Annotated in this window: 15 protein-coding genes; 6 read left to right on the plus strand and 9 right to left on the minus strand. The window is 43.6% G+C overall.

From position 1 onward, the window contains the following. Nucleotides 1-15 precede the first annotated feature (15 nt). Nucleotides 16-3,816, plus strand: a complete 3,801-nt coding sequence (locus HWQ38_RS14000; RefSeq protein WP_292794458.1) for a filamentous hemagglutinin N-terminal domain-containing protein — start codon at nucleotides 16-18, stop codon at nucleotides 3,814-3,816. Between the two features lie 27 nt (nucleotides 3,817-3,843). Further along, complete coding sequence (locus tag HWQ38_RS14005) at nucleotides 3,844-6,432, plus strand: CHAT domain-containing protein (RefSeq protein ID WP_292794461.1); 2,589 nt, start codon at nucleotides 3,844-3,846, stop codon at nucleotides 6,430-6,432. 91 nt (nucleotides 6,433-6,523) lie between these two features. Here the strand turns inward: HWQ38_RS14005 and HWQ38_RS14010 are convergent, their stop codons facing one another. Then, entirely contained in the window at nucleotides 6,524-6,646 is a 123-nt protein-coding gene (locus HWQ38_RS14010; protein WP_292794464.1) for a hypothetical protein, read from the minus strand. Between the two features lie 102 nt (nucleotides 6,647-6,748). Between HWQ38_RS14010 and HWQ38_RS14015 the strand changes: the two genes are divergently transcribed. Then, on the plus strand, nucleotides 6,749-10,000 hold the full coding sequence (locus HWQ38_RS14015; RefSeq protein WP_292794466.1) for a filamentous hemagglutinin N-terminal domain-containing protein: 3,252 nt from the start codon (nucleotides 6,749-6,751) through the stop codon (nucleotides 9,998-10,000). A gap of 160 nt (nucleotides 10,001-10,160) precedes the next feature. On the opposite strand, the gene HWQ38_RS14020 is transcribed toward HWQ38_RS14015, so the two are convergent. From HWQ38_RS14020 to HWQ38_RS14035, 4 genes are read right to left on the minus strand one after another with little or no spacing between them, the layout of a single operon-like run. Beyond that, entirely contained in the window at nucleotides 10,161-10,937 is a 777-nt protein-coding gene (locus tag HWQ38_RS14020) for a DUF928 domain-containing protein (RefSeq protein WP_292794469.1), read from the minus strand. Nucleotides 10,938-10,964: 27 nt separating this feature from the next. After that, the gene (locus tag HWQ38_RS14025) at nucleotides 10,965-13,304 is read right to left on the minus strand and encodes a CHASE2 domain-containing protein (protein WP_292794471.1); all 2,340 of its coding nucleotides are present in this window, start codon (nucleotides 13,302-13,304) and stop codon (nucleotides 10,965-10,967) included. Between the two features lie 23 nt (nucleotides 13,305-13,327). After that, nucleotides 13,328-14,293, minus strand: coding sequence for a DUF1822 family protein (locus HWQ38_RS14030; RefSeq protein ID WP_292794474.1), 966 nt, complete (start codon nucleotides 14,291-14,293; stop codon nucleotides 13,328-13,330). A gap of 29 nt (nucleotides 14,294-14,322) precedes the next feature. Then, nucleotides 14,323-14,961, minus strand: a complete 639-nt coding sequence (locus tag HWQ38_RS14035) for a sigma-70 family RNA polymerase sigma factor (RefSeq protein WP_292794477.1) — start codon at nucleotides 14,959-14,961, stop codon at nucleotides 14,323-14,325. Nucleotides 14,962-15,194: 233 nt separating this feature from the next. Between HWQ38_RS14035 and HWQ38_RS14040 the strand changes: the two genes are divergently transcribed. Both HWQ38_RS14040 and HWQ38_RS14045 read left to right on the plus strand, forming a co-directional pair. Next, nucleotides 15,195-15,392: a hypothetical protein gene (locus HWQ38_RS14040; protein ID WP_292794480.1), complete on the plus strand. Its 198-nt coding sequence runs from the start codon at nucleotides 15,195-15,197 to the stop codon at nucleotides 15,390-15,392. Between the two features lie 257 nt (nucleotides 15,393-15,649). Next, nucleotides 15,650-16,135, plus strand: a complete 486-nt coding sequence (locus HWQ38_RS14045; RefSeq protein WP_292794482.1) for a hypothetical protein — start codon at nucleotides 15,650-15,652, stop codon at nucleotides 16,133-16,135. Between the two features lie 146 nt (nucleotides 16,136-16,281). On the opposite strand, the gene HWQ38_RS14050 is transcribed toward HWQ38_RS14045, so the two are convergent. From HWQ38_RS14050 to HWQ38_RS14065, 4 genes are all read right to left on the minus strand, one after another. After that, a complete protein-coding gene (locus tag HWQ38_RS14050; RefSeq protein WP_292794484.1) occupies nucleotides 16,282-16,545 on the minus strand; it encodes a hypothetical protein in 264 nt (87 codons plus the stop codon). 12 nt (nucleotides 16,546-16,557) lie between these two features. Continuing rightward, nucleotides 16,558-17,895: an LLM class flavin-dependent oxidoreductase gene (locus HWQ38_RS14055; protein WP_292794486.1), complete on the minus strand. Its 1,338-nt coding sequence runs from the start codon at nucleotides 17,893-17,895 to the stop codon at nucleotides 16,558-16,560. A gap of 185 nt (nucleotides 17,896-18,080) precedes the next feature. Beyond that, nucleotides 18,081-18,896, minus strand: a complete 816-nt coding sequence (locus HWQ38_RS14060) for a hypothetical protein (protein WP_292794488.1) — start codon at nucleotides 18,894-18,896, stop codon at nucleotides 18,081-18,083. Between the two features lie 109 nt (nucleotides 18,897-19,005). Further along, nucleotides 19,006-20,082, minus strand: coding sequence for an LLM class flavin-dependent oxidoreductase (locus tag HWQ38_RS14065; RefSeq protein WP_292794490.1), 1,077 nt, complete (start codon nucleotides 20,080-20,082; stop codon nucleotides 19,006-19,008). Nucleotides 20,083-20,241: 159 nt separating this feature from the next. Here HWQ38_RS14065 and HWQ38_RS14070 point away from each other — a divergent pair, with 159 nt between their 5' ends. Continuing rightward, nucleotides 20,242-21,291 carry an LLM class flavin-dependent oxidoreductase gene (locus HWQ38_RS14070; RefSeq protein WP_292794492.1) on the plus strand — a complete coding sequence of 350 codons (1,050 nt, stop codon included), beginning with the start codon at nucleotides 20,242-20,244 and terminating at the stop codon, nucleotides 21,289-21,291. Nucleotides 21,292-21,355: the final 64 nt, after the last annotated feature.

Genomic DNA, 21,355 nt, shown 5'->3' on the forward strand with positions numbered 1-21,355 from the left:
TATTTAAGAGGTGCAATGGCTAGAATGAAGCGATATAGGCAGCATTGGTGCTGGAAATTAGCACTAGGCAGTTCCTTGGTGATGGGTAGTGCGATCGGCGAAGCTATATTGCAGACATTCGCCTTCTCTTCTAATTGCGCTTTTGCCCAGATCATACCTGATAGCACTCTACCCAATAATTCTCGTGTTACAACACAAGACAACATCAGTACCATTGAAGGGGGAACCCAAGCTGGAAGCAACTTGTTCCATAGTTTTCAGAAGTTTTCCGTTCCAAGGGGCGGCACTGCTTTCTTTAATAATGCTGCGAATATTCAAAATATCATCAGTCGAGTAACGGGTGGGTCAGCTTCTAATATTGATGGGATAATTCGTGCTAATGGTACAGCTAACCTGTTTCTAATTAATCCCAATGGAATTGTATTTGGTCAGAATGCTCAATTAAATATTGGTGGTTCTTTTGTAGGGACTACAGCGAACGCACTGCAATTTGGAAATATCGGATTTTTTAGCGCTACTGATAAAAATATCCCTTCACCGTTATTGACTATTAATCCTTCAGCATTGCTGTTTAATCAGATTAATCAAAACGCAGCGATTCAAAATAACTCAGTTGCATTTGCAGGAAAAGATCCAGCAGACTTTGATGCATTTGGTTTACGAGTACCAGATGGAAAAAGTTTGCTGCTGGTGGGTGGTAATGTCAGCATGGATGGGGGAGAATTAAACGCTAGTGGTGGACGAGTTGAGTTAGGAGGGTTGGCGGAACCTGGTAGTGTAGCGCTGAGTGTAGATGGTGATAATCTCAGCTTGAGATTTCCTGAGAATATTGCGCGAACTTCGGTATCCCTTACTAATCAAGCAGGTATATATGTAACTGGGGCTGGTGGCGGTAATATTGCAGTCAATGCTAGTAATCTAGAGATTTTAGGAGGAAGTGTCCTAACTGCTGGTATTGGGCAAGGATTGGGCACACCTGAAACTGTTGCAGGGGATATTACGCTCAATACTACCGGGAAAATCAAAGTTGCTGGCACTGGGAGTAGTGTTAGCAATCTGGTGGGCTTGGGGTCACTTGGCAATGGAGGTAATATTACTATCGATTCTGGTTCTTTCTCATTACAAAATGGCGCTCAAATTGCTGCCTCAACATTGGGACAAGGAAATGCAGGGAATGTCAATGTTAATGTTACTGGCGCTGTTGATATTACTGGGGAGAAAAATGGTTTAGCCAGTGGGATTAACAGCTTGGTGCAAACGGGGGCAGTTGGCAATGGGGGTAACATTACTATCGATTCCGGTTCCTTCTCGTTACGCGATCGCGCTCAAATTGCTGCCTCAACATTGGGACAAGGAAATGCGGGGAATGTGACAGTGCGTGCCAAAAATGCTGTTGACCTTGCTGGCAATGCTTACATCTTCAGCACGGTGGAAGCAGGGGGTGTAGGTAAAGGTGGCAATATCGACATCAATGCAGCAACACTATCACTAATTGATCAAGCTAACCTAGTAACTATTACTCGTGGTGCATCTGCTACCCAGCCAGCAGGACGGGGGGATGCGGGGAATATCAATGTGAAAGTCTCTGGGAAAGTTGATATCGCTGGCGAGAAAAATGGTTTTTCTAGTGGGATTTCCAGTGAAGTGGAAGCAGGGACAGTTGGCAATGGAGGTAACATCACTATCGATTCCGGTTCCTTCTCGTTACGAGACGGCGCTCAAATTACTGCCTCAACATTGGGACAAGGAAATGCGGGGAATGTGACAGTGCGTGTCAAAAATGCTATTTCCCTTGCAGATGCTAACATCTTGGGCACGGTGGGATCAGGGGGTGTAGGTAAAGGTGGCAATATCGACATCAATGCTACCTCCTTATCGCTAAAAGATGGCGCTCAACTGGCAACCGCTACTCTTAGAGCATCTGATACCCAGCCGGCAGGACGGGGGGATGCGGGGAATGTCAATGTGAAAGTTACAGGCATTGTTGACATTGCTGGGAGGAAAAACCGTTTTTTTAGTGGGATTAACAGCTTGGTGCAAACGGGGGCAGTTGGCAATGGGGGTAACATTACTATCGATTCCGGTTCCTTCTCGTTACGCGATCGCGCTCAAATTGCTGCCTCAACATTGGGACAAGGAAATGCGGGGAATGTGACAGTGCGTGCCAAAAATGCTGTTGACCTTGCAGATGCTAACATCTTCAGCATGGTGGGATCAGGAGGTGTAGGTAAGGGTGGCAATATCGACATCAATGCTGCAACCCTATCAATTAGTGATAGCGCTAACCTGCAAAGCATTACTGCTAGAGCATCTGATACCCAGCCGGCAGGACGGGGGGATGCGGGGAATGTCAATGTGAAAGTTACAGGCATTGTTGATATTGCTGGGGAGAAAAATGGTTTTGCGAGTGCGATTGTCAGCAGGGTGGAAACGGGGACAGTTGGCAATGGGGGTAATATTACTATCGATTCTGGCTCATTCTCATTACGCGATCGCGCTTTTCTTTCTGCTGAAACTGCTGGACAAGGGAATGCAGGGAATGTGACAGTGCGTGCCAAAAATGCTGTTTCCCTTGCTGGTACTGCTGCCATCTTCAGCACGGTGGATGCAGGGGCTGTGGGTAAGGGTGGCAATATTGACATTAATGCTGCTTCTTTCTCGCTAACTGATGGCGCTCAACTGCTAACTGCCACTAGTTGGGCATCTGGGAACCAGCCAGCAGGACGGGGGGATGCGGGGAATGTCAATGTGAAAGTCTCTGGGGAAGTTGACATTGCTGGGGAGAAAAATGGTTTTGTTAGTGGTATTTCGAGTCGGGTGGAAGAAGGGACAGTTGGCAATGGGGGTAACATTACTATCGATTCCGGTTCTTTCTCATTACAAGATGGCGCTTATTTTACTGCCTCAACCCTTGGACAAGGGAATGCAGGTGCAATCAAAGTTAATGCTGCTGATTTTCTTACCATTTCTGGCAAGAGTGCCAACTTTACCAGTGGCTTGTTCGTTAACTCCCAAAGTCCGACGGGTACTGCTGGAGATATTCTCGTCACCTCACCTAGAGTTACCTTAGACAACAGTGGCACACTCAACGCCCAATCTGCATCAGGTAACGGTGGCAACATCAACTTACAAACTGATTTACTTCTTCTGCGTCGTGGCGCTCAAATCTCTACCACCGCAGGCACAGCACAAGCTGGTGGTAATGGTGGCAACATTAATATTGATGCCCCGTCGGGTTTCATTGTTGCCGTCCCAAGCGAAAATAGCGACATCACTGCTAATGCTTACACAGGCAACGGTGGGAGAGTAGATATTCAAGCCTTTGGTATCTATGGCATTCAATTCCGCTCTAATCCAACTTCTCTTTCGGATATCACCGCTAGTTCTGAGTTTGGCGTAAATGGCACCGTAGAACTTAACACGCCAGATGTTGACCCCAATAGTGGCTTAATCAACTTGCCAACCGTACCAGTTGATACCCAAGTAGCACAGACTTGTACCGCAGGTAGCGCTGTAGCTAAGAGCAGTTTTACAATCACTGGACGCGGCGGCTTACCACCTAATCCGGGTGAAGCCCTCAGCGCTGATGCAGTACGGGTAGATTTAGTGACTCTCAACCCAGAAGTAGGTAATACTTCAGCAGCTTCCACAAATCCCATTAACCCAACACCACATCGCATAGTAGAAGCTACTGGTTGGGTAATTGCTGCTAATGGCGATGTAATTCTCACTAGTTCTGCACCCACCGTCACACCTCATTCTTCTTGGCAGAGGACAGCCGATTGTCGTTTGTTGAATCAACACCAGGGAGGGTAAAAACGCGGTGCAAGTGGGGGCAAAAACATGACAATAAAAAAATCTAGATTACGGAAAATCAAACGCCTTTTAAGTGTACTGCTGCTTTTAGGTATGTTCTTAGGCGCTCTTTTCTTGTCGCCCACTTTCGCACATGTAACTGCGGAAAACTCAATTGTTCAAAAGTTGCCCTACGCCCAGAGTTTGCTGGAACAGGGCAGTAAATTTTATGAAGCTGAACGATTTGCTGAAGCTGCTACTTCTTGGCAACAGGCTATCTCTGCATTACAAGGCAATGGGGATGAACAAAGGCTTGCGATCGCACTGGGCAATTTATCATTAGCTTATCAGCAATTGGGACAGTGGTCAGTGGCAGAAACTGCGATCGCTCAAAGTCTCAACTTATTACAAGCTGCTAAAAATATAGATACCAAACAGCGATCGCAAATTCTAGCCCAAGTTCTAGATATCAAAGGTCGCCTGCAATTGGCTCGAAACAAAGCTGAAGATGCCCTGGATACTTGGCGGCTCTCAATTGACATTTATGCCAAAATAGGCAATGAAAGGGCGGTTATTCAAAATCGCATTAACCAAGCGCAAGCTTTGCAAGCTTTAGGGTTTTATCGTCAAGCCGAGAAGACGTTAAGAGAAAGTACCCAGATTCTCCAAAGTCAACCCAACTCTCCTGTTAAAGTTGCAGCCCTGCATAGTATCGGCAATGTCGTGCAAGTCACTGGTGATTTAGAAACATCTCGGCAGATATTGCAGCAAAGTTTAGAATTAGCTTCATCGTTGCCAGATCAGGAAGCGATCGCTGATATTCTCCTCAGTCTGGGTAATACAGCCCGTGTTCAGCAAGACACGCAAACAGCTATAAAATATTATCAACAAACTATCAAAACTGCAACCTCACCCACTACACGCATCCAAGCTCAAGCTAATCAACTAAGACTACTGCTGAAAACTGAGCAATTGTCAGCTTTTCAAACATTGTCCTCCCAAATTAAAACTCAGCTTCACGACTTACCCCTTAGTCGGACAGCAATTTCTGCCCGGATTAACTTTGCCCAAAGTCTAATGCAATTCCGAAAAAAAACCGCCGCAGACACGGACTCATGGTTAGACATTGCCCAATTACTAGCAACTGCTATTGAGCAAGCAAAAAGTTTGCAAGATAGACGCACAGAATCCTATGCTATTGGTGTTTTAGGCCAAGTTTACGAACAAACTCAACAGTGGTCTGATGCTCAAAACCTCACCCAACAAGCCTTACTCATCGCTCAAGATATCGATGCTAAAGACATTGGCTATCAATGGCAATGGCAACTGGGACGTTTGCTTAAAGCTAAGGGAGATATAAAAGCAGCAGTAGCAGCTTACACAGAAGCAGTTAATAACCTCCAAGCCCTCCGTAGTGATTTAGTTGCTGTCAATTCTGCGGTGAAATTTTCCTTTCGAGAGGAAGTTGAACCAGTTTATCGACAGTTGGTTGATTTACTTTTGCAATCTCAGGGTAACTCCCAAGTTAGCTCAGAAAATCTTGCAAAAGCCAGCAATACAATCGAATCACTCCAAATAGCAGAACTAGAAAACTTCTTTCGCAACAACTGTTTGAATGCTCAAATCCGTAATCCAAAAAAAGATCCAACGGCAGCAATTATTTATCCATTTATTTTGCCAGACCGACTAGAGGTGATCATCAAGTTGCCTCAACAGCGTTGGTTGCACTACACTACCCCTGTAGTTGAAAAAGAATTGGAAACTACTTTAGCGCAACTACAAGAAAATCTACCCAAACCACACACGCTGCGACAGGTTCAATCTTTATCCCAGAAGGTTTACAAATGGCTGATTCAACCTGCTGAAGCCGCCTTAGCTGAAACTAAGACTCCTACTTTGGTTTTTGTGCTGGATGGTTGGTTGCGAAATATTCCGATGGCAGTTCTCTACGATGGCAAACAATATCTAGTTGAGAAGTATAACATTGCACTCACCCCCAGTCTGCAACTGATTGAACCCAAACCATTCGAGAAGCAATTAAAGGCAATAGTCGCAGGATTGACTGAAGCAAGTTCTGGATTTTCTGCACTAGCCAACGTCAAACTGGAGTTAGAAGAAATCGGCTCTCAAGTCCCTAGCAGCATCCTTCTAAATCAAGAATTTACCAGCAAAACTTTGCAAAACCGGATTAATTCTCTATCTTTCCCTATCGTTCATCTTGCAACTCATGGTCAGTTTAGCTCCAAGGCTGAGGAGACATTTATTGTCGCTTGGGATGAGCGTATTTATGTCAAAAAGTTAAATGAGTTAGTGCGAACTCTAGAGCAAAACAGACCCGAAGCGATTGAATTGCTGATTCTTAGTGCCTGTCAAACAGCTGCCGGGGACGAACAAGCTGCACTAGGAATTGCTGGTGTCGCTTTTCAGGCAGGAGCACGCAGTACGATCGCTTCTTTGTGGAACTTGGATGATGAGTCTACTGCTGTATTAATGAGTCAATTTTACCATGAGTTAGCCAACAAAAACCTGACTAAAGCTGAAGTACTCCGTCGCGCCCAGCTAGCTCTTTTGCAAAATCCCAAATATAAACGCCCCAGGTTTTGGGCCCCCTATGTTCTTTTGGGTAATTGGCTTTGAGCCACTCTCACCACTTCAAGTGGTGGGATTCCGGCTAGGAGTTGGAGTTAACTTTTTGTCCATTTACTTAGGCAGATGCGATCGCATCAACTTACAATGCCATTGCATCGGCTAACAATGCCATTATTTTGCTTGACAATGCGATCGCATCGGCTGATGAATTATGTTGTATAAATTTATGTAAAGAAATTAGGAAGTTTTGCGTAAAAGTCACGCGATCGCAACTGAGAATTATCCAGAGGTGACTGCAACCACCATAAATCTACATTAGTGGTGTGACGTAACCAAGCGATCGCTGTTTACTTAAAGGGGTGCAATGTTTAAGATAAATATTCGTTGGGGCTGGTTTATAGGAATTGCAATATGTGGTTCAAGCATTTGGAGTACAAATTGCGCTTTTGCCGACATTATCCCGGATGGCACTTTGCCTAAAAACTCTAGTGTCAAATTAGAGGGGAACAATAGTATCATTGAAGGAGGAACCCAAGCAGGTGGCAATTTGTTCCACAGCTTTCGAGAATTTTCTGTCCCTCCTAATGGCGCTGCTTTGTTTAATAATGCAGTCAATATTCAGAATATTATCAGTCGGGTAACGGGTGCGTCAGCTTCCAATATTGATGGGTTAATTAGCGCTAAGGGTACAGCTAATTTGTTTTTGATTAATCCCAATGGAATTGTTTTTGGTCAAGGTGCGAGGCTGGATATTGGTGGTTCTTTTGTAGGGACGACAGCTAATGCGATCGCATTTGGCAATCAAGGTTTTTTTAGTGCCTCAAATCCAGAAAGTTACTCATCCCTGCTAAAAGTCAATCCAACGGCATTACTATTTAATCAAATCAAAACCGCATCTATCCAAAATAATTCAGTTGCTCGTTCCGGCTTAAATCCATCTTCTGAATTTATAGCAACAGGTTTGCGTGTACCAGATGGTAAGAGTTTGCTGTTGGTTGGCGGTGATATCAATATGAATGGTGGAGGATTGTTTGCTTTTGGTGGGCGAGTGGAATTAGGTGGGTTAGCCGGCGCGGGAACAGTTGGGTTGAATGAGGATGGTAATAATCTGAGCTTGAGTTTTCCAGATGGTGTAGAAAGAAGCGATGTTTTTCTAAGCAATGGCACCATAGTAAGAGCTACTGCTGTTAATGGTGGTAGTATCGCAATTAATACCAGGAATTTAGAGATAATAGGAGAGAGTTCCCTGGTTGCAGGAATAGAAAGTGGACTAGGTTCTGATAATAACAAAGCAGGAAATATTGAGGTTAATGCAACTGGAGCAATTAGTCTTGATAATGAGAGTCAAATTGTTAATCAGGTGCGACGAGAAGCAAACGGACAGGCAGGTGATGTCAATATCACTGCTAGCACATTACAAGTGAAGGGAGGCTCACAGGTGAGTACTGGTACTTTTGGTACGGGTAAGGGTGGAAACTTAACCGTTGATGCCCAGGATGTACAAGTGATTAATGGAAGTGCCGATCAATTTCCCAGTGGCTTGTTTGCTTCAGCAGAGTCAAACTCAGGAGATGGAGGAAACTTGACTATTAAAACTAATAGCTTGCTAGTACAAGATGGAGCAGTGGTGGAGACTAGTACTTTTGGTGCAGGCAAGGGTGGAAACTTAACCATTGATGCTCAAGATGTGCAACTAATTAATGAATCAGCTGATGCTCAGTTTGGCAGTATCTTGAGTGCTTCTGCATACCCAAACTCAACAGGGAATGCGGGAGACTTAACAATTAAAACTAATACCTTGCTAGTGCGAGATGGGGCAGAGGTGAGTACTGGTACTTTTGGTGCGGGTAAGGGTGGAAATTTAACCATTGATGCCCAAGACGTGCAACTCATTGGTACAAGTATCAACAATCGGTTTTTCAGTAACTTAGAAACTTCCGCAGGGTCAAACTTAACAGGAGATGCGGGAGATTTGACGATTAAAACTAATACCTTGCTAGTGCGAGATGGGGCACAGATAAGTGCTGGTACATCTGGTGCGGGTAAGGGTGGAAATTTAACTATTGACGCCCAAGACGTGCAACTCATTGGTACAAGTATCAACAATCGGTTTTTCAGTAACTTAAGAACTTCCGCAGGGTCAAACTCAACAAGAGATGCGGGAGATTTGACGATTAAAACTAATACCTTGTTAGTGCAAGATGGAGCACAGATAAGTGCTGGTACATCTGGTGTGGGTAAGGGTGGAAATTTAACCATTGATGCCCAAGACGTGCAACTCATTGGTACAAGTATCAACAATCGGTTTTTCAGTAACTTAGAAACTTCCGCAGGGTCAAACTTAACAGGAGATGCGGGAGATTTGACGATTAAAACTAATACTTTACTAGTGCAAGATGGGGGAGTGGTGAGTGCTGGTACATCTGGTGCGGGTAAGGGTGGAAATTTAATCGTTGATGCCCAAAATGTACAACTCATTGGTACTGCCAATGGTCAGTTTCCCAGCGGCTTGTTTGCTTTTGCACAGCAGCGAAACTCAACAGGGGATGCGGGAGATTTGACTATTAAAACTAATACTTTACTAGTGCAAGATGGGGCACAGGTGAGTACTAGTACATATGGTGTGGGCAAGGGAGGAAATTTAATCGTTGATGCCCAAAACGTGCAACTCATTGGTACAACTGCTGACGGTAAATTTCCTAGTGGTTTGGCTGCTTCCGCACAGTTAAACTCAACAGGAGATGCAGGTGATTTGATTATTAGAACTAATACCTTATTAGTGCGAGATGGAGCTGCAATGACCGTGCAGAGTTTGGGAACAGGAACCGCAGGCAACATGATATTAAATGCTCGCTCTATCCGTTTAAACAACAACGCCTTACTTAGCGGGAATACACAAAGCGCTAGAGTTGACCCCAATAGAGAGCAGGCGACAATTAACATTAACTCACAAAATTTGTTTATGAGTCGCAATAGCAATATCAGAACCAATGCCAGGGGCGAAAACGTCATCGGCGGCAACATCAACATTGACAGCGATTTTCTGATTGGTTTTGAAAATAGCGATATCAGCGCCAATTCTGCTAAGTTCCGTGGGGGAAATGTGCGAATCAATGCCCAAGGTATCTTTGGTATACAGTTCCGAAATGTGGCATCTGATAAAACAAGTGATATTACTGCGACTGGGGCAAGTCCTGAGTTCAGTGGTAATGTAGAAATCAACACACCTGATGTAGACCCTAACAGTGGCTTAGTCAACCTGCCAACAATACCAGTTGATACCCAAGTAGCACAGACTTGTACCGCAGGTAGCGCTGTAGCTAAGAGCAGTTTTACAATTACTGGAGGCGGCGGGTTGCCCCCTAATCCAGGTGAAGCTCTTAATACTGATGTAGTGCAGGTAGATTTGGTGACTCTCAATCCAAACGCTAATAAGCGCGATCGCCCCTTTGTTCACAGCAAAATAACTACCCCCACACCAGAACCCATCATAGAAGCTACTGGTTTGGCGCTAAACGAAAAAGGGGAAGTCGTCCTAACAGCAAATCTTCCCATCACTACGCCTCATAGTCCTTGGTTGAAGCCTGCATCTTGCAGAGCAATTCGTAATTTGTAATTCGTAATTTAAGAAAGTCAGATTGCAATCTGGTTTTTTTTTCATCGATCTGCGATGTTATTGTATCGACTGACAATCCCATTGTTTTGACTAACAATTCGATTGTATCAGTTGATAGTGCCATTGTATCGGCTGACAATGCGATCGCATCCATCGTTCTTCACTGCTCACTTTCTAAATTGCAGCACTCCACCTTTGGTTCAGTTACAAAATCATTCAAACCAACGGCTTGCAACAGCGCCGTCCAAGAAGTATCTTGCAAATTGGTGCGACGCAATTCACTAGCAGCACTCAACGCATCATACCAAATACCATTAGCCCCATAAAGTTTTACTTGCTGGCGTGGTGTTGCTTTTTCCAATTGAGTTTTCAAAGCAGGCTTTAGTTGCTCCCGTTTTACATAGCCTTCAACATTAGCAATAATTTGCTTATCCTTCTGACAGTAGATGTTAAAATACCATCGGTATTGCTTGCCAATCTCTAAAGGTGCTGCTTTTGATGGCAAGCGAAGGTTTACTACTCCTGGTGTCCCCGTGAAAGAAGTTTTATAAATAGTCTGATTTTCTGCTTCATCTTCTAACACAAACTCTCCAGATGCAAAGTCGGATGCATAAGGAACATAGAATAAGAAACTAGGATGCTCTGCGATCGTAGTGCCAAATACCAATTCTGATTTTGAATAAACAGGTACTAAAGCTGTAAGCCGCTTTTGAGAAGATGTTAGAAGCTTATTTATATCCTGACCACAGCCACGACTACCTGCTTCTGTTCGCTTACTTGGTTCCCCGATATCTGGCGGTGGGGGCGGTGCTGCGAAAATCAATGATTGGTTTAATTGTTCGTTGGGATTTGCAGGCTGTGCTTGGACATATATAGAGCTAAGGAATGTTAAACTAACGGCGAGGAAAATTTGAATCTTTTGCATAGATAACTTCATTTTTATTTATTCCTCAAGTAGTAAAAATCAGTTGTCGTTGCTTTGTTGTGAAAACAAATAAATTGCCACTGTGCCGCCAGTAGCCACTAAAACCAAAGCTGAGGGAACTAGGGGAACCCAAATCCCTTGATAAAAGAGAATTAAGCAAAAAACGTATAAGACTCCAAGTACACCTCCTCCCGCCAATACTAAATATAGTCTTGACCGATCGCTTGGTGCGATCGCCACTGATCCGGCTATACCAATCGCACCTCCAACTACTGACCAACTCCAAACCCATAAAACTTCCCCCCAAACGGGCAAAACTGATATCAAAGGTCGCCCATCCATAACCGCACTCACCAGTTGACTCACCATTTGTGCTTGCAGAATCACCCCTGGTATTTCTTCAGAAAAACCCTGCCCAGTCATGTAAGGGGTAGGGCTATAATCACGAAAGCTTTGGGCACTAGTACCAATGAGAACAATTCGGCCTTTGACTTGTTCAGGGTTGACTTTACCGCTAAGAACATCTGTGAGCGTGACTTTAGGAGCAATTTCTCCAGGAGAACCTTGGACAGACCGATAATTGAGCAATATTTGGTAGCCGCCTGTATCGGCTTGTTGATAGCCACCCATGTGAGGCTGCAACCGCTTAAAAACGATGTTGCCTAACTGCAAATCTCCAGAATCAGTATATTTGGCAGAGATACCTTCTCCCTGCAAGTAGTGGAATGCCAGTTGAGCATTAAGGGCGTAGCGTGCCGTACAAGGGGACGTTACATCTGCTGGTTGCATTGCCAATAAATGACGACGCAGAACATGGTCTGTATCTGGGATAATATCACTAAATCCTTGGCGTTCTGGCGTCACCCCCAAAGGAGGTGCAATTCCCGGACGGTCTTTTGTAAGTTCTTGAACTTTACAAATTGCAAAAAGTCTGTCATCTATTTTCAACCTAGTCGCCAAATAAGCTTGGTTGCGTTGTAATAACTGATCGTAATAAATATCCAAACCAATGGCTTTGGGTTGGAACTGTGCAAGTTTTTCCAAAAGTCTGGTTAGTGCTAGATCCGATAGTGACCCTCTTCTTTCCTTTTGTTCTGGTAACTGAAAATCTTCTTCGGTAACAGTGACTATCAACAGACGCGGATCTTGCTTTTCTTGGGGACGCGATCGCATAAATTTGTCATATAAGAGCAACTCCGATGTTTGCAATCCTCCTTGATATCTTACCCCCAGTACACCAACAGTTATCAACAGGCTCAACAGTAGCAAGGTTCCAAGGCGGCGAGTGTTGGAAATTCGGGGCTTTGCCCAAGTCATTGGTACTACGGCAGGATGTTCGCTAATTACTGGCAACCAACTTGCACCTGGATATTCCTTTTCTATTCCTTTGAGCCTTTGTCTGGCAGTGCGAACCGCAGCATATATAGATTGTCCTGATGAAAAAACCTCTAGAAAATGCTTTAAAAATTTTTGAGCTACCTTATCTGGTACTGGTTCCCGCATGACAATAATTTGCGGAATCTGTAAATCTTGTAGTTCTCGCGCTAATCCTAATCCATCGCAAGAGTTGAAAATCGCCAATTGTAACCCGTTGGCAACAGCATTTCTCAGAGCATATCTGAGTTCATCAATTGTTAATTTATCTGTTTTATTAATATAGATGCAACTAGCTTCACCTTCGCTTTTGCTATGACCTGCGAAAAATAAGACATTCCAAGGTTGTTTCCACAATTTGTCGTCGATATCTGAATATTGAGGTTCTACTAAAAAAGTTGTAGCAGCATTAGGTAATTTCTCTAATAACTGACGGTCTTGCTCCACATCAATACCGTCACTATCGCCCAAAATTGCCAAAATTCTAATTTTACTCCTAAAGATGGATGTTTGCAATGCAGTTGTTACCGCTTCTGATTCTGGAATACTGAAAACAACTTCAGCTTTCAGGTAATCTCGATCTATCAAATCCCACAAATGCCAGGGAAGTTTTTTGAGTTGCAAACAATGAGTGCGAATCAACACCCGCACTTCTTCATCTGGCATCAAGTGTTTGAGCCATTTTTCCCGCACGGGACGAAAAGACTCTGATAGCAACCAGTCATTCAAATGCTCCCGTACCTCACTAGCTTTTGTATTGCACTCCTGACGTCGCTGGGAAATACAACCATCGTAAATAATTTTTTTGGCTTTAATACGGGTAAATTTCCACAAGCTGCGATATGTGGACTGCCATTGGTCAATTGCTATTGCCATATCTAGATTAGAGGGCAGCTTGCCAGTAATTTCTGTAGTCGGGCGTTTGCCCTCTTCCCCAATCTCCAACGTTGCCTGCACGCCTAAGTGCAAATCGCCATCTAGCTTCAGCACAACTAACTTTTTCATTGGCAGCAGCCCTGCTGTTGTTCTTAACAAATGACAAAATTTTCTGTAATGCTGATATCTCCCAGAACAAGTTTAACGCTAAAACGTTCTCCCACCTCACAACTAAATTCCAATTGAATATTCTTATTGCGGCTTCTTGTTTGAGCTTCCATCACAGATACTGCCTCAAAATCCAGCACCATTAGATGGAGATTTGGTGGCAGATACTCTTGTCCATTTGTCGGATGTAATTCTACGACAATGTGGATTTCTTGCTCGTTATCTGGAGGTAAGGTAACGATTAAAACCACTGCACGCTCGCTCGAAAGCTTTCCTAAATAAATCAACTTACCCCTACTAAGAAAAGCACCATTGCTACTTCTTAGACTCCAAGCTGGATTGACACCTTGAGTGCCTAAAAGAGTCTCAATCTCTTGCCACCCAGCTTCAAAAATATTCTCCAACCATTGCTTCAAATTAACTAAATTATGATTACGATCCAGCGAATTATCAGCTATTTCAGCAACCTGGAGTTGAGAAAGTTCTTCTAAATACTCCAATAGATTGTCTAAAGGTTGCAATTGGTTGATGGGTAATAAATCAGTTTGTACTTGCTTGACAAATCCCAGTAGCGTTGCTTCTCTAAATGATTTGTTGATTTGCACAGCTACATAGCCAATTCGATTTGACTGTACTTCTGGCGGCACATAAACAAATTGTGCATCTGACCTGACGGGGCGACATTCTAATAATCCCAAGTTTTTTAGCGACAAATCAGCAATATCCATAAGTGTCTGTTGTATGACATTCCAACTATCACTTTTATTCAAGTCTGTCTCAAATCCCATGCAACATAGATAATAATTTACGAAAGATACAGACAAAGTATTGAGATAAACTTGTTCACCTTTTGCTTGCGTGGCTTGTTGTCTGCGTAACTCTTCTGCTCGATGCCTTCCATCCACAGGTATCGGAGCTGAGAATGTTAAAAAATCTATAATGTTGTTCATATTTTTTGCCTAGCTAATTAGAGAAAAAATCAAATATATAAATATTCTTGAAATTTGTCAGCAAATTTTTTCAGACAACGCCGGTAAAAGCTATGGAGAGATGTGATTCCAATACCCCATTCTGCCGAAATCTCTTTCCAGGAAATGCCAGAACATCTTCTTTGAGCTATAGCTTGAAAATTTGCCTCTGGATGACCTTTAATATGTTCCTTGGAAAAAATTAACTCTGGATCGGATTCTATAAATTCTCTTACTTCTTCAAATAAAGACATAGGTTTAGATGAGGGTATATTTTCCCAGTGAGAGCTTTCGAGATTTATTTCATTTTTTTTCCCAATAACTTTGGGGATAGCCTCTGGGAAAAAACGTTTAGTTAATAGCATATTTACCCAAGTCATCACTTCGCCGCGTTCTGGGTCATACCTATTAATATTGTTATCTTGACAAAGATAGAAAAATAAATTTTGTACTGCTTCATCATAGATATCTTCATAAACTAGTTGAAATTGATCTTTGTAAGGATGAACAAGCTTACCTGACTGCCAAATAGCATTAATCAGCCGTGTTAAAGCTATCCGCTTTTCCTTGGTTAGGTGAGTATATTCTTGGGCTGCGATCGCTAATTCTTTAAGTTGTGCATCTAGTTGTTTTCTCCAGTCATTAGTCATAAAAGACCTCGAATCAGAACGCACCAAGTTGCGAATTTATATATATCTCATGGATTGATCGCAACTTTTACACAAACCAGCCATAATTGTTACAAAACTTTGTGATCATGCATTGAAATAGGGACTGGGAAGATTTGGCTTGGCGCAACACTAGATTATTTCTTTGGTGTTCACGCTGACCTCTTTTCAAGTTCGATAGTAAGTTAAATTCCTCTTTGGTGGAGGTATGAGCCATGAGGATGGAGAAAGTCGCGATCGCTCTTAAAGCAAAGCGTAGCCAATCGATTTTCTCTCTTACTGCCGAAAGTTCTGCTGATGTGGACTATTGGAGTCATGAGTGGGGTGTTGGTGGGAAATCTTTGGTCAAGATTCGGTTTGGTAGCTCTTTTAGACTGATGTACACCATCTTTAAAATCAGTTTCCTGCATTAATGTCTGCAACAAAACTGCATTTCTCTCCTGCTCTATGTTTCTTGAGAAATGATAAATCCCTCTCAAGTCATAGATGCATTATGTGCTGTGATAGAGGATTTTTTACTCCTACATGAGTATTCTATTTAGATTAGATAAAAGAATTGCAAGAGAAATCCTAATTTTTCTGCTTTCTACCTAATTTTCAGTGTATTTTGCTAAAAAAGATACAATTGTTAAGGTCATATTGGTAGTAGATAAATAATCTTAGAATCACGATGGCAAACATGGATAACACAAATGAAGTTGATAGTAATAAAAATAAATTGGGTCAGCAGGAACTAGGGGATGAAACTGATATAGATTCCTCATCTAACGAACTGATACAGACAAATAAAACAATTAATATAGATGGTCAGCGTCCAGTCGATCCAAGTAATATTGAAATTAAAGAAATAATTAATATAGATGGTGAGCGACCAATTGGCAAGAATGAAAACGATTATGATAAAACAATTAATATAGATGGTCAACGCCCGATTGGGAAAAGCGCTTTTCCAGAACATGAGATGCTAGCTGTAGACGGGAAGCGTCCACTTGACCCTAGCGATTTAGAGGTTGAAGCTGTTCTTGATATAGACGGTCAACGTCCGATCGCTAAAAGCAATTTTCTATCTTCAGATACTCTAGAGATAGACGGTAGTCGCCCAATAGGTTCAGATAACACTGTTGAAGATCCAATACTAACAGATTACGTAGACTAAAAGCACGACTTTCCTTGACAATTTTTTTAATTGTAGAAGTGCATCGCCTCCCTAATCGATTTTCTCTTTTATTAGCGAAAGCCCTTCTCATGTAGGCTATTGGGGTTATGAGTGGGGTGTTGGGGGGAAATCTGGCGCTTTTTCAACTAGAAAAATTCATAGATAGACCGAAAAAACATTTTTCTGTAACAATATTTAATAATGTGGATTGGGGTGGCGATCGCATTAGTTTTCCAAAGTTGAAGTGTTACTTCTTTTAAATTTGCGGCAAGAAATGGCTGAAGAAAGCCAAAATATCTGCAATTTGTATAAATAAACTGGAGTTTGAGACGCTGCACAAACGGTAACTGGGGGATTTTTGGCGATCGCATCTGCATCTTTCCACCAAAAAATAACGTCTCATCCCCCAATTGGTCTTGTGCTTATACCACCGTTGTTTGAAAGAAGCGGTTGGCGGGGCGTGCCAGTCCCAGATTTTCGCGCAGCGTCTTGCCCTCATACTCTTTGCGGAAAATCCCACGCCGTTGGAGTTCTGGCACAACCTTGTCCACAAAGTCATTCAACCCTTCAGGAAGAAAAGGGAACATGATGTTGAAACCGTCAGAGCCTTCCTCAATCAGCCATTGCTCCATCTCATCGGCGATGCTTTGGGGCGTGCCGACGAAGGACAGCCCGCCGTAACTGCCAATGCGTTGCGCCAGTTGTCGAATAGTCAAGTTCTCACCTTGCGCTAAGGCTATTACCCTTTCTCGTGAAGAGTAACCACCGTTATTCGGTGGGATTTCTGGCAATGGCCCATCTGGATCAAAACCCGAAACATCGTAGCCAAGCGCACTATTGAGGGTGGCGATCCCACTGTCATAATGTACTAGGCTGTCCAAATGAAGACGCTTGGCATGTGCCTCGGCGACGGTTTCCCCCACGATGACTAAAGCACCTGGAAGGATTTTTATGCTGTCTGGGTCACGTCCTTGAGCCTGCGCCCGTGCCTTAATGTCTGCAAATAAAGCTTTGCCAGCTTCCAGATTACCAGCAGGTGCAAACACAGCCTCGGCGGTTTCGGCGGCTAATTGCCGTCCGGCTTCGGATGCGCCTGCCTGAACGATTACCGGCCAGCCTTGGACAGGTCTGGCGATGTTCAATGGCCCTCGCACCGAGAGATATTTTCCCTGATGATTTAGAACGTGAAGCTTTGCAGGGTCGAAATAAATCCCTGCTTCCACGTCCCGAATAAACGCATCGTCAGCAAAGGAATCCCAAAGACCCGTGACAACATCATAAAATTCTCTAGCCCGCCGATAGCGTTCATCATGCTCTACCTCTTCTTCTAATCCAAAGTTGAGCGCTGCGTCTGGATTGGCTGTGGTGACGATGTTCCAGCCAGCGCGACCGCCACTAATATGGTCGAGAGACGCGAAGCGGCGAGCGATGTGGTAAGGCTGGTCATAGGTCGTGGAAGCGGTAGCTACCAGCCCGATGTGTTCGGTGACGCTGGCAAGGGCAGAAAGTAGGGTGAAAGGTTCAAAGGATGTGACAGTATGGCTGCGCTTCAGTGCGTTGATTGGCATATTCAGCACCGCTAAGTGGTCAGCCATGAAGAATGCGTCAAACTTGCCTTGCTCTAGTTTCTGGATGAATCGTTTCAGTGCTGGAAAGTTAAAATTAGCGTCAGGCAAAGCTCCAGGATAGCGCCAAGCGCCTGTATGTATGCTTACCGGGCGCATAAAAGCACCTAGTTTTAATTGCTTCAATCTGCTCATTAGTCCTCCGTATCAAGTTTAAAATACAGGTGCGATCGCCCCCTTGAGATAGTTGTTGATATAATCCTTCAATTCGGGATCAACACAAATTTAATATCGAATTCTTTCCAAAACATTACTGTTATTAGATAAAATCTCATAGACTGCTTGTTTCAAATTAAAGCTCAAAGGGCAGTTTTTTATCATCAATCATTCACACTCACAAGTTTCGGCAGTCTAGATATAGGGATATCCAAGAAGTAAGAAAGAACCTCTTGCCGCCAAGTATCATAAAGTACTGGCAAATCATTAATTTCAATCCCAATAGCTTTTTGACTCAAATACCAATGATCCCGAAGGTAAGGATTGCGTCGGCGTTGACCTTCTTCATCTGCTTCTATGACTTGTGCGATTAAATCCTCTTTCTCTGTGGGTGAAGCTCGATCAAATTTACGTTGCCACCAGTCTACAACTCCCAGCCTGTGGGCTGCTTCATCTGGCAGGATTCTTTCTGCTGCAAACTTGGCTGAGTCTGGGTCGTTGATTTTGCTGGTACGGCTATTGATGAATAACAAAGCCACAATATGAAGTTCGTAATGCAACTCAAATGCTAAAAAGCCTTGCCAATTACGAATGGGTAAATCACCCATATAATCCCAATGCTTCTGCACCTGCTTTTGGATATCCTCAATTGGGTCACGTCCCGATATAGCCTGCGCTCTTAAACGAGTATTTTGAGCGTGTGCGCCATCATCACCGATTTGTCTACTCAAAAATAGCTGTAATTCTGGGTCAGCAAAGGAGTCAATTATCTTAGCGCAGACTTGCACAATAAACAGGTCATGGGCTGCACCAGCAATACGGAAGCGGTAGAAATTCTCTCTTTCCTCTTCAGTTTCCGGCGATCTAGGTTCTTGCAATCGCTTCTTGGGCACATGGGGAGCATATTTGTCAAGCAGTTTGTCAAAAATTTCCAGTTCTAAATCAGTAGTCCAAGCTGGACGAGTAAGTATTGCTGTCATAAAGTTTCCTTTGGGTAGTGGAGAACAATTTAATCCAAAATCTAAAATCTTTGGACTGAGCGTAGCCGTTCGCGTAGCGTTCTGCAGGAAAATCCAAAATCTAAAATTCTTAGCCTCTAGCCCCTATTTTCAAGTTGGCGTCTACCGTTAACGCTCGCACTCTTGGTATAATTTCCGCAGCAAAACCCTCCATTTCTGGGGCAAAGGGCTGGAATTGCAGCATGAAAGTATCAATTCCTACTTTGGTAAATTCAGCAATCCGATGGGCTACAGTTTCATAGCTACCAACCAATCCTGCTGCTGTACCGCCATTGCCTCCCACACCAGGGTACTTAGCCATGTTTTTGAACATAACTACTTCCGAATCTACTCCTTTGAGTAATTCTGAGCGATCGTCTTGTGTTAGTACCATTGCTCTAAGGTTTTGATATTCCGCTTCTGCTTCTTCGTCTGTCGGTCGAGCAATCACAAAAGCTGACATGGCGAAGCCCAGAGGTTGAGAGCGAAACTTAGTTTTTTGAGCAACAGCCGCAATGGTTTCGCGGATGACTTCAATCGGACGACCATTGAGGAAAAATGTATGGGCTTCTTTTGCGGCTAGTTCTTGGGCTGGTTCTGACTCTCCCCCTACATATACACGCGGATGTGGTTTGGCTATAGGTGGAGGATTGAGCTTCAAATCATTGATCTGAAAATATTCACCGGAGAAGTTAACTTTCTCTCCACTCCATAGGGCTTTTACGACCCTAATCCATTCATCCGAATAACGATAACGCTCATCGTGGGTAAGGAAATTTATCCCCGGTTTTTCCATTTCTGGCTTGAACCAGGCACTTACTAAGTTAATAGAAAAACGTCCATGACTTATAGCATCAATACCTAAGGCCATCTTTGCTAAGACGGCGGGATGAAACAGTAATGGCTTAACAGCTGCAATAATCTCGATAGAGTTTGTTGCTTCTGCTAAAGCTGCTGCTGCTGTCCAGGTTTCTAGCTGGTCAAGTTCTTGGTTCCTGGGATTGATGATATGTTGCGCGATTAAAGTTGTGGTAAATCCGCACTTTTGGGCCAATTGGATTAAATTCTTGGCTCGTGAGTAACTAGCATCACGAGGTTCAAGAGGATGGTTCATCACACCGCAGTTGCCGTAAACGGGAATCCAAATCCCATACCGTGGTTCAGACATAGTTTTCTAGAACCTTTGTAGTCGGGACTAAAACTTTATTTTTGCAGCTAAAAGATACGATAAGTCGATAAACTTATAGTAGTATACTATGACATTTGCATAGGTGAGGATAAAAAACAAGGTATATCTCCCCAGTCCCCATTTAATTTGGAGGTAAGAATGTCAGAACCACGCTACGGTATTTGGGCACCTGTTGGGGGTAACTTTGGCCCTCTCAATACGCCAGATGAAGCGATTGATGCTAGTTATGAACGCACGCGATCGCTAGTATTAGAAGCAGAACGTTTAGGATATGTCACCACTTTAGTAGCACAGCACCTTGCCAATCCCCGGAGTCTGGATTTAGAACAGTTGGAAACTTGGACAGCTTGTGCGGCCTTGGCTGAAGCTACAGAAAGTATAGAAATTATCGCCGCAATTAAACCTTTATTATTTCATCCAGCCGTTCTAGCCAAGATGGCCTTGGGAATTGATGCTATCAGTGGTGGACGTTTTGCCATAAACCTAATTAGTGCTTGGTTTCGCCCAGAAATGGAGCGTACTAATATCCCCTTCCCTCCCCACGATGAACGTTATCGCTATTCTGGTGAATGGTTGGAGGTTGTTAGAGCTTTGTGGAGCGGTGAGAGGGTGAACTTCGAGGGTGAATATTTCAAAATCCAAGATTTGAGCCTTCGACCATTTTCTGTTGCTCAACCCTATCCTCGTATCTACCTGGGAGGAGCATCAGACCCAGCACAAATTTTAGCAGCCCAACAAGCCGATGTTTATTTCATCAACGGTCAGCCGATTGAAGATGTTCGCAAAGTAATTAAACAAGTTTTGGGCCGACCACGTTTCCTAGCCCAACCAGTCAGCTTTGGTCTGTCAGCCTTTGTCATTGCCCGGACTACAGACGAAGAAGCGCAAGCAGAACTAGAACGACTCATGGGACTGCAAAAGTTGGAAGATAAGTTAAGTGTTGCTAAAGGAGTTGACTCAGAAGCTGTCATGTTCCAACTCTTCGCCAAAAATCCGGCTGTTGGTGGCAATGGTGGCACAGCCGCAGGATTGGTTGGCAGCTATGATACAGTTGCAACTCGCGTTGCAGCTTTCGTTGATGCAGGTATCGACACTTTCATGCTGCAATTTAATCCCTTTGTTCGGGAGATGACACGTTTTGCCCAAGAAGTTATGCCTCGCGTGCAACACTTGCAAAAAGTTGCTTAGTTTTTGACCATTCGATTAACTTACACATTATCAAAACAATCACTCAAGTTGTGCGATCGCCGTC

Origin of the sequence: Nostoc sp. NMS7 (assembly GCF_017115085.1) — a bacterium.
In the GTDB taxonomy this organism is placed as follows: domain Bacteria; phylum Cyanobacteriota; class Cyanobacteriia; order Cyanobacteriales; family Nostocaceae; genus Nostoc.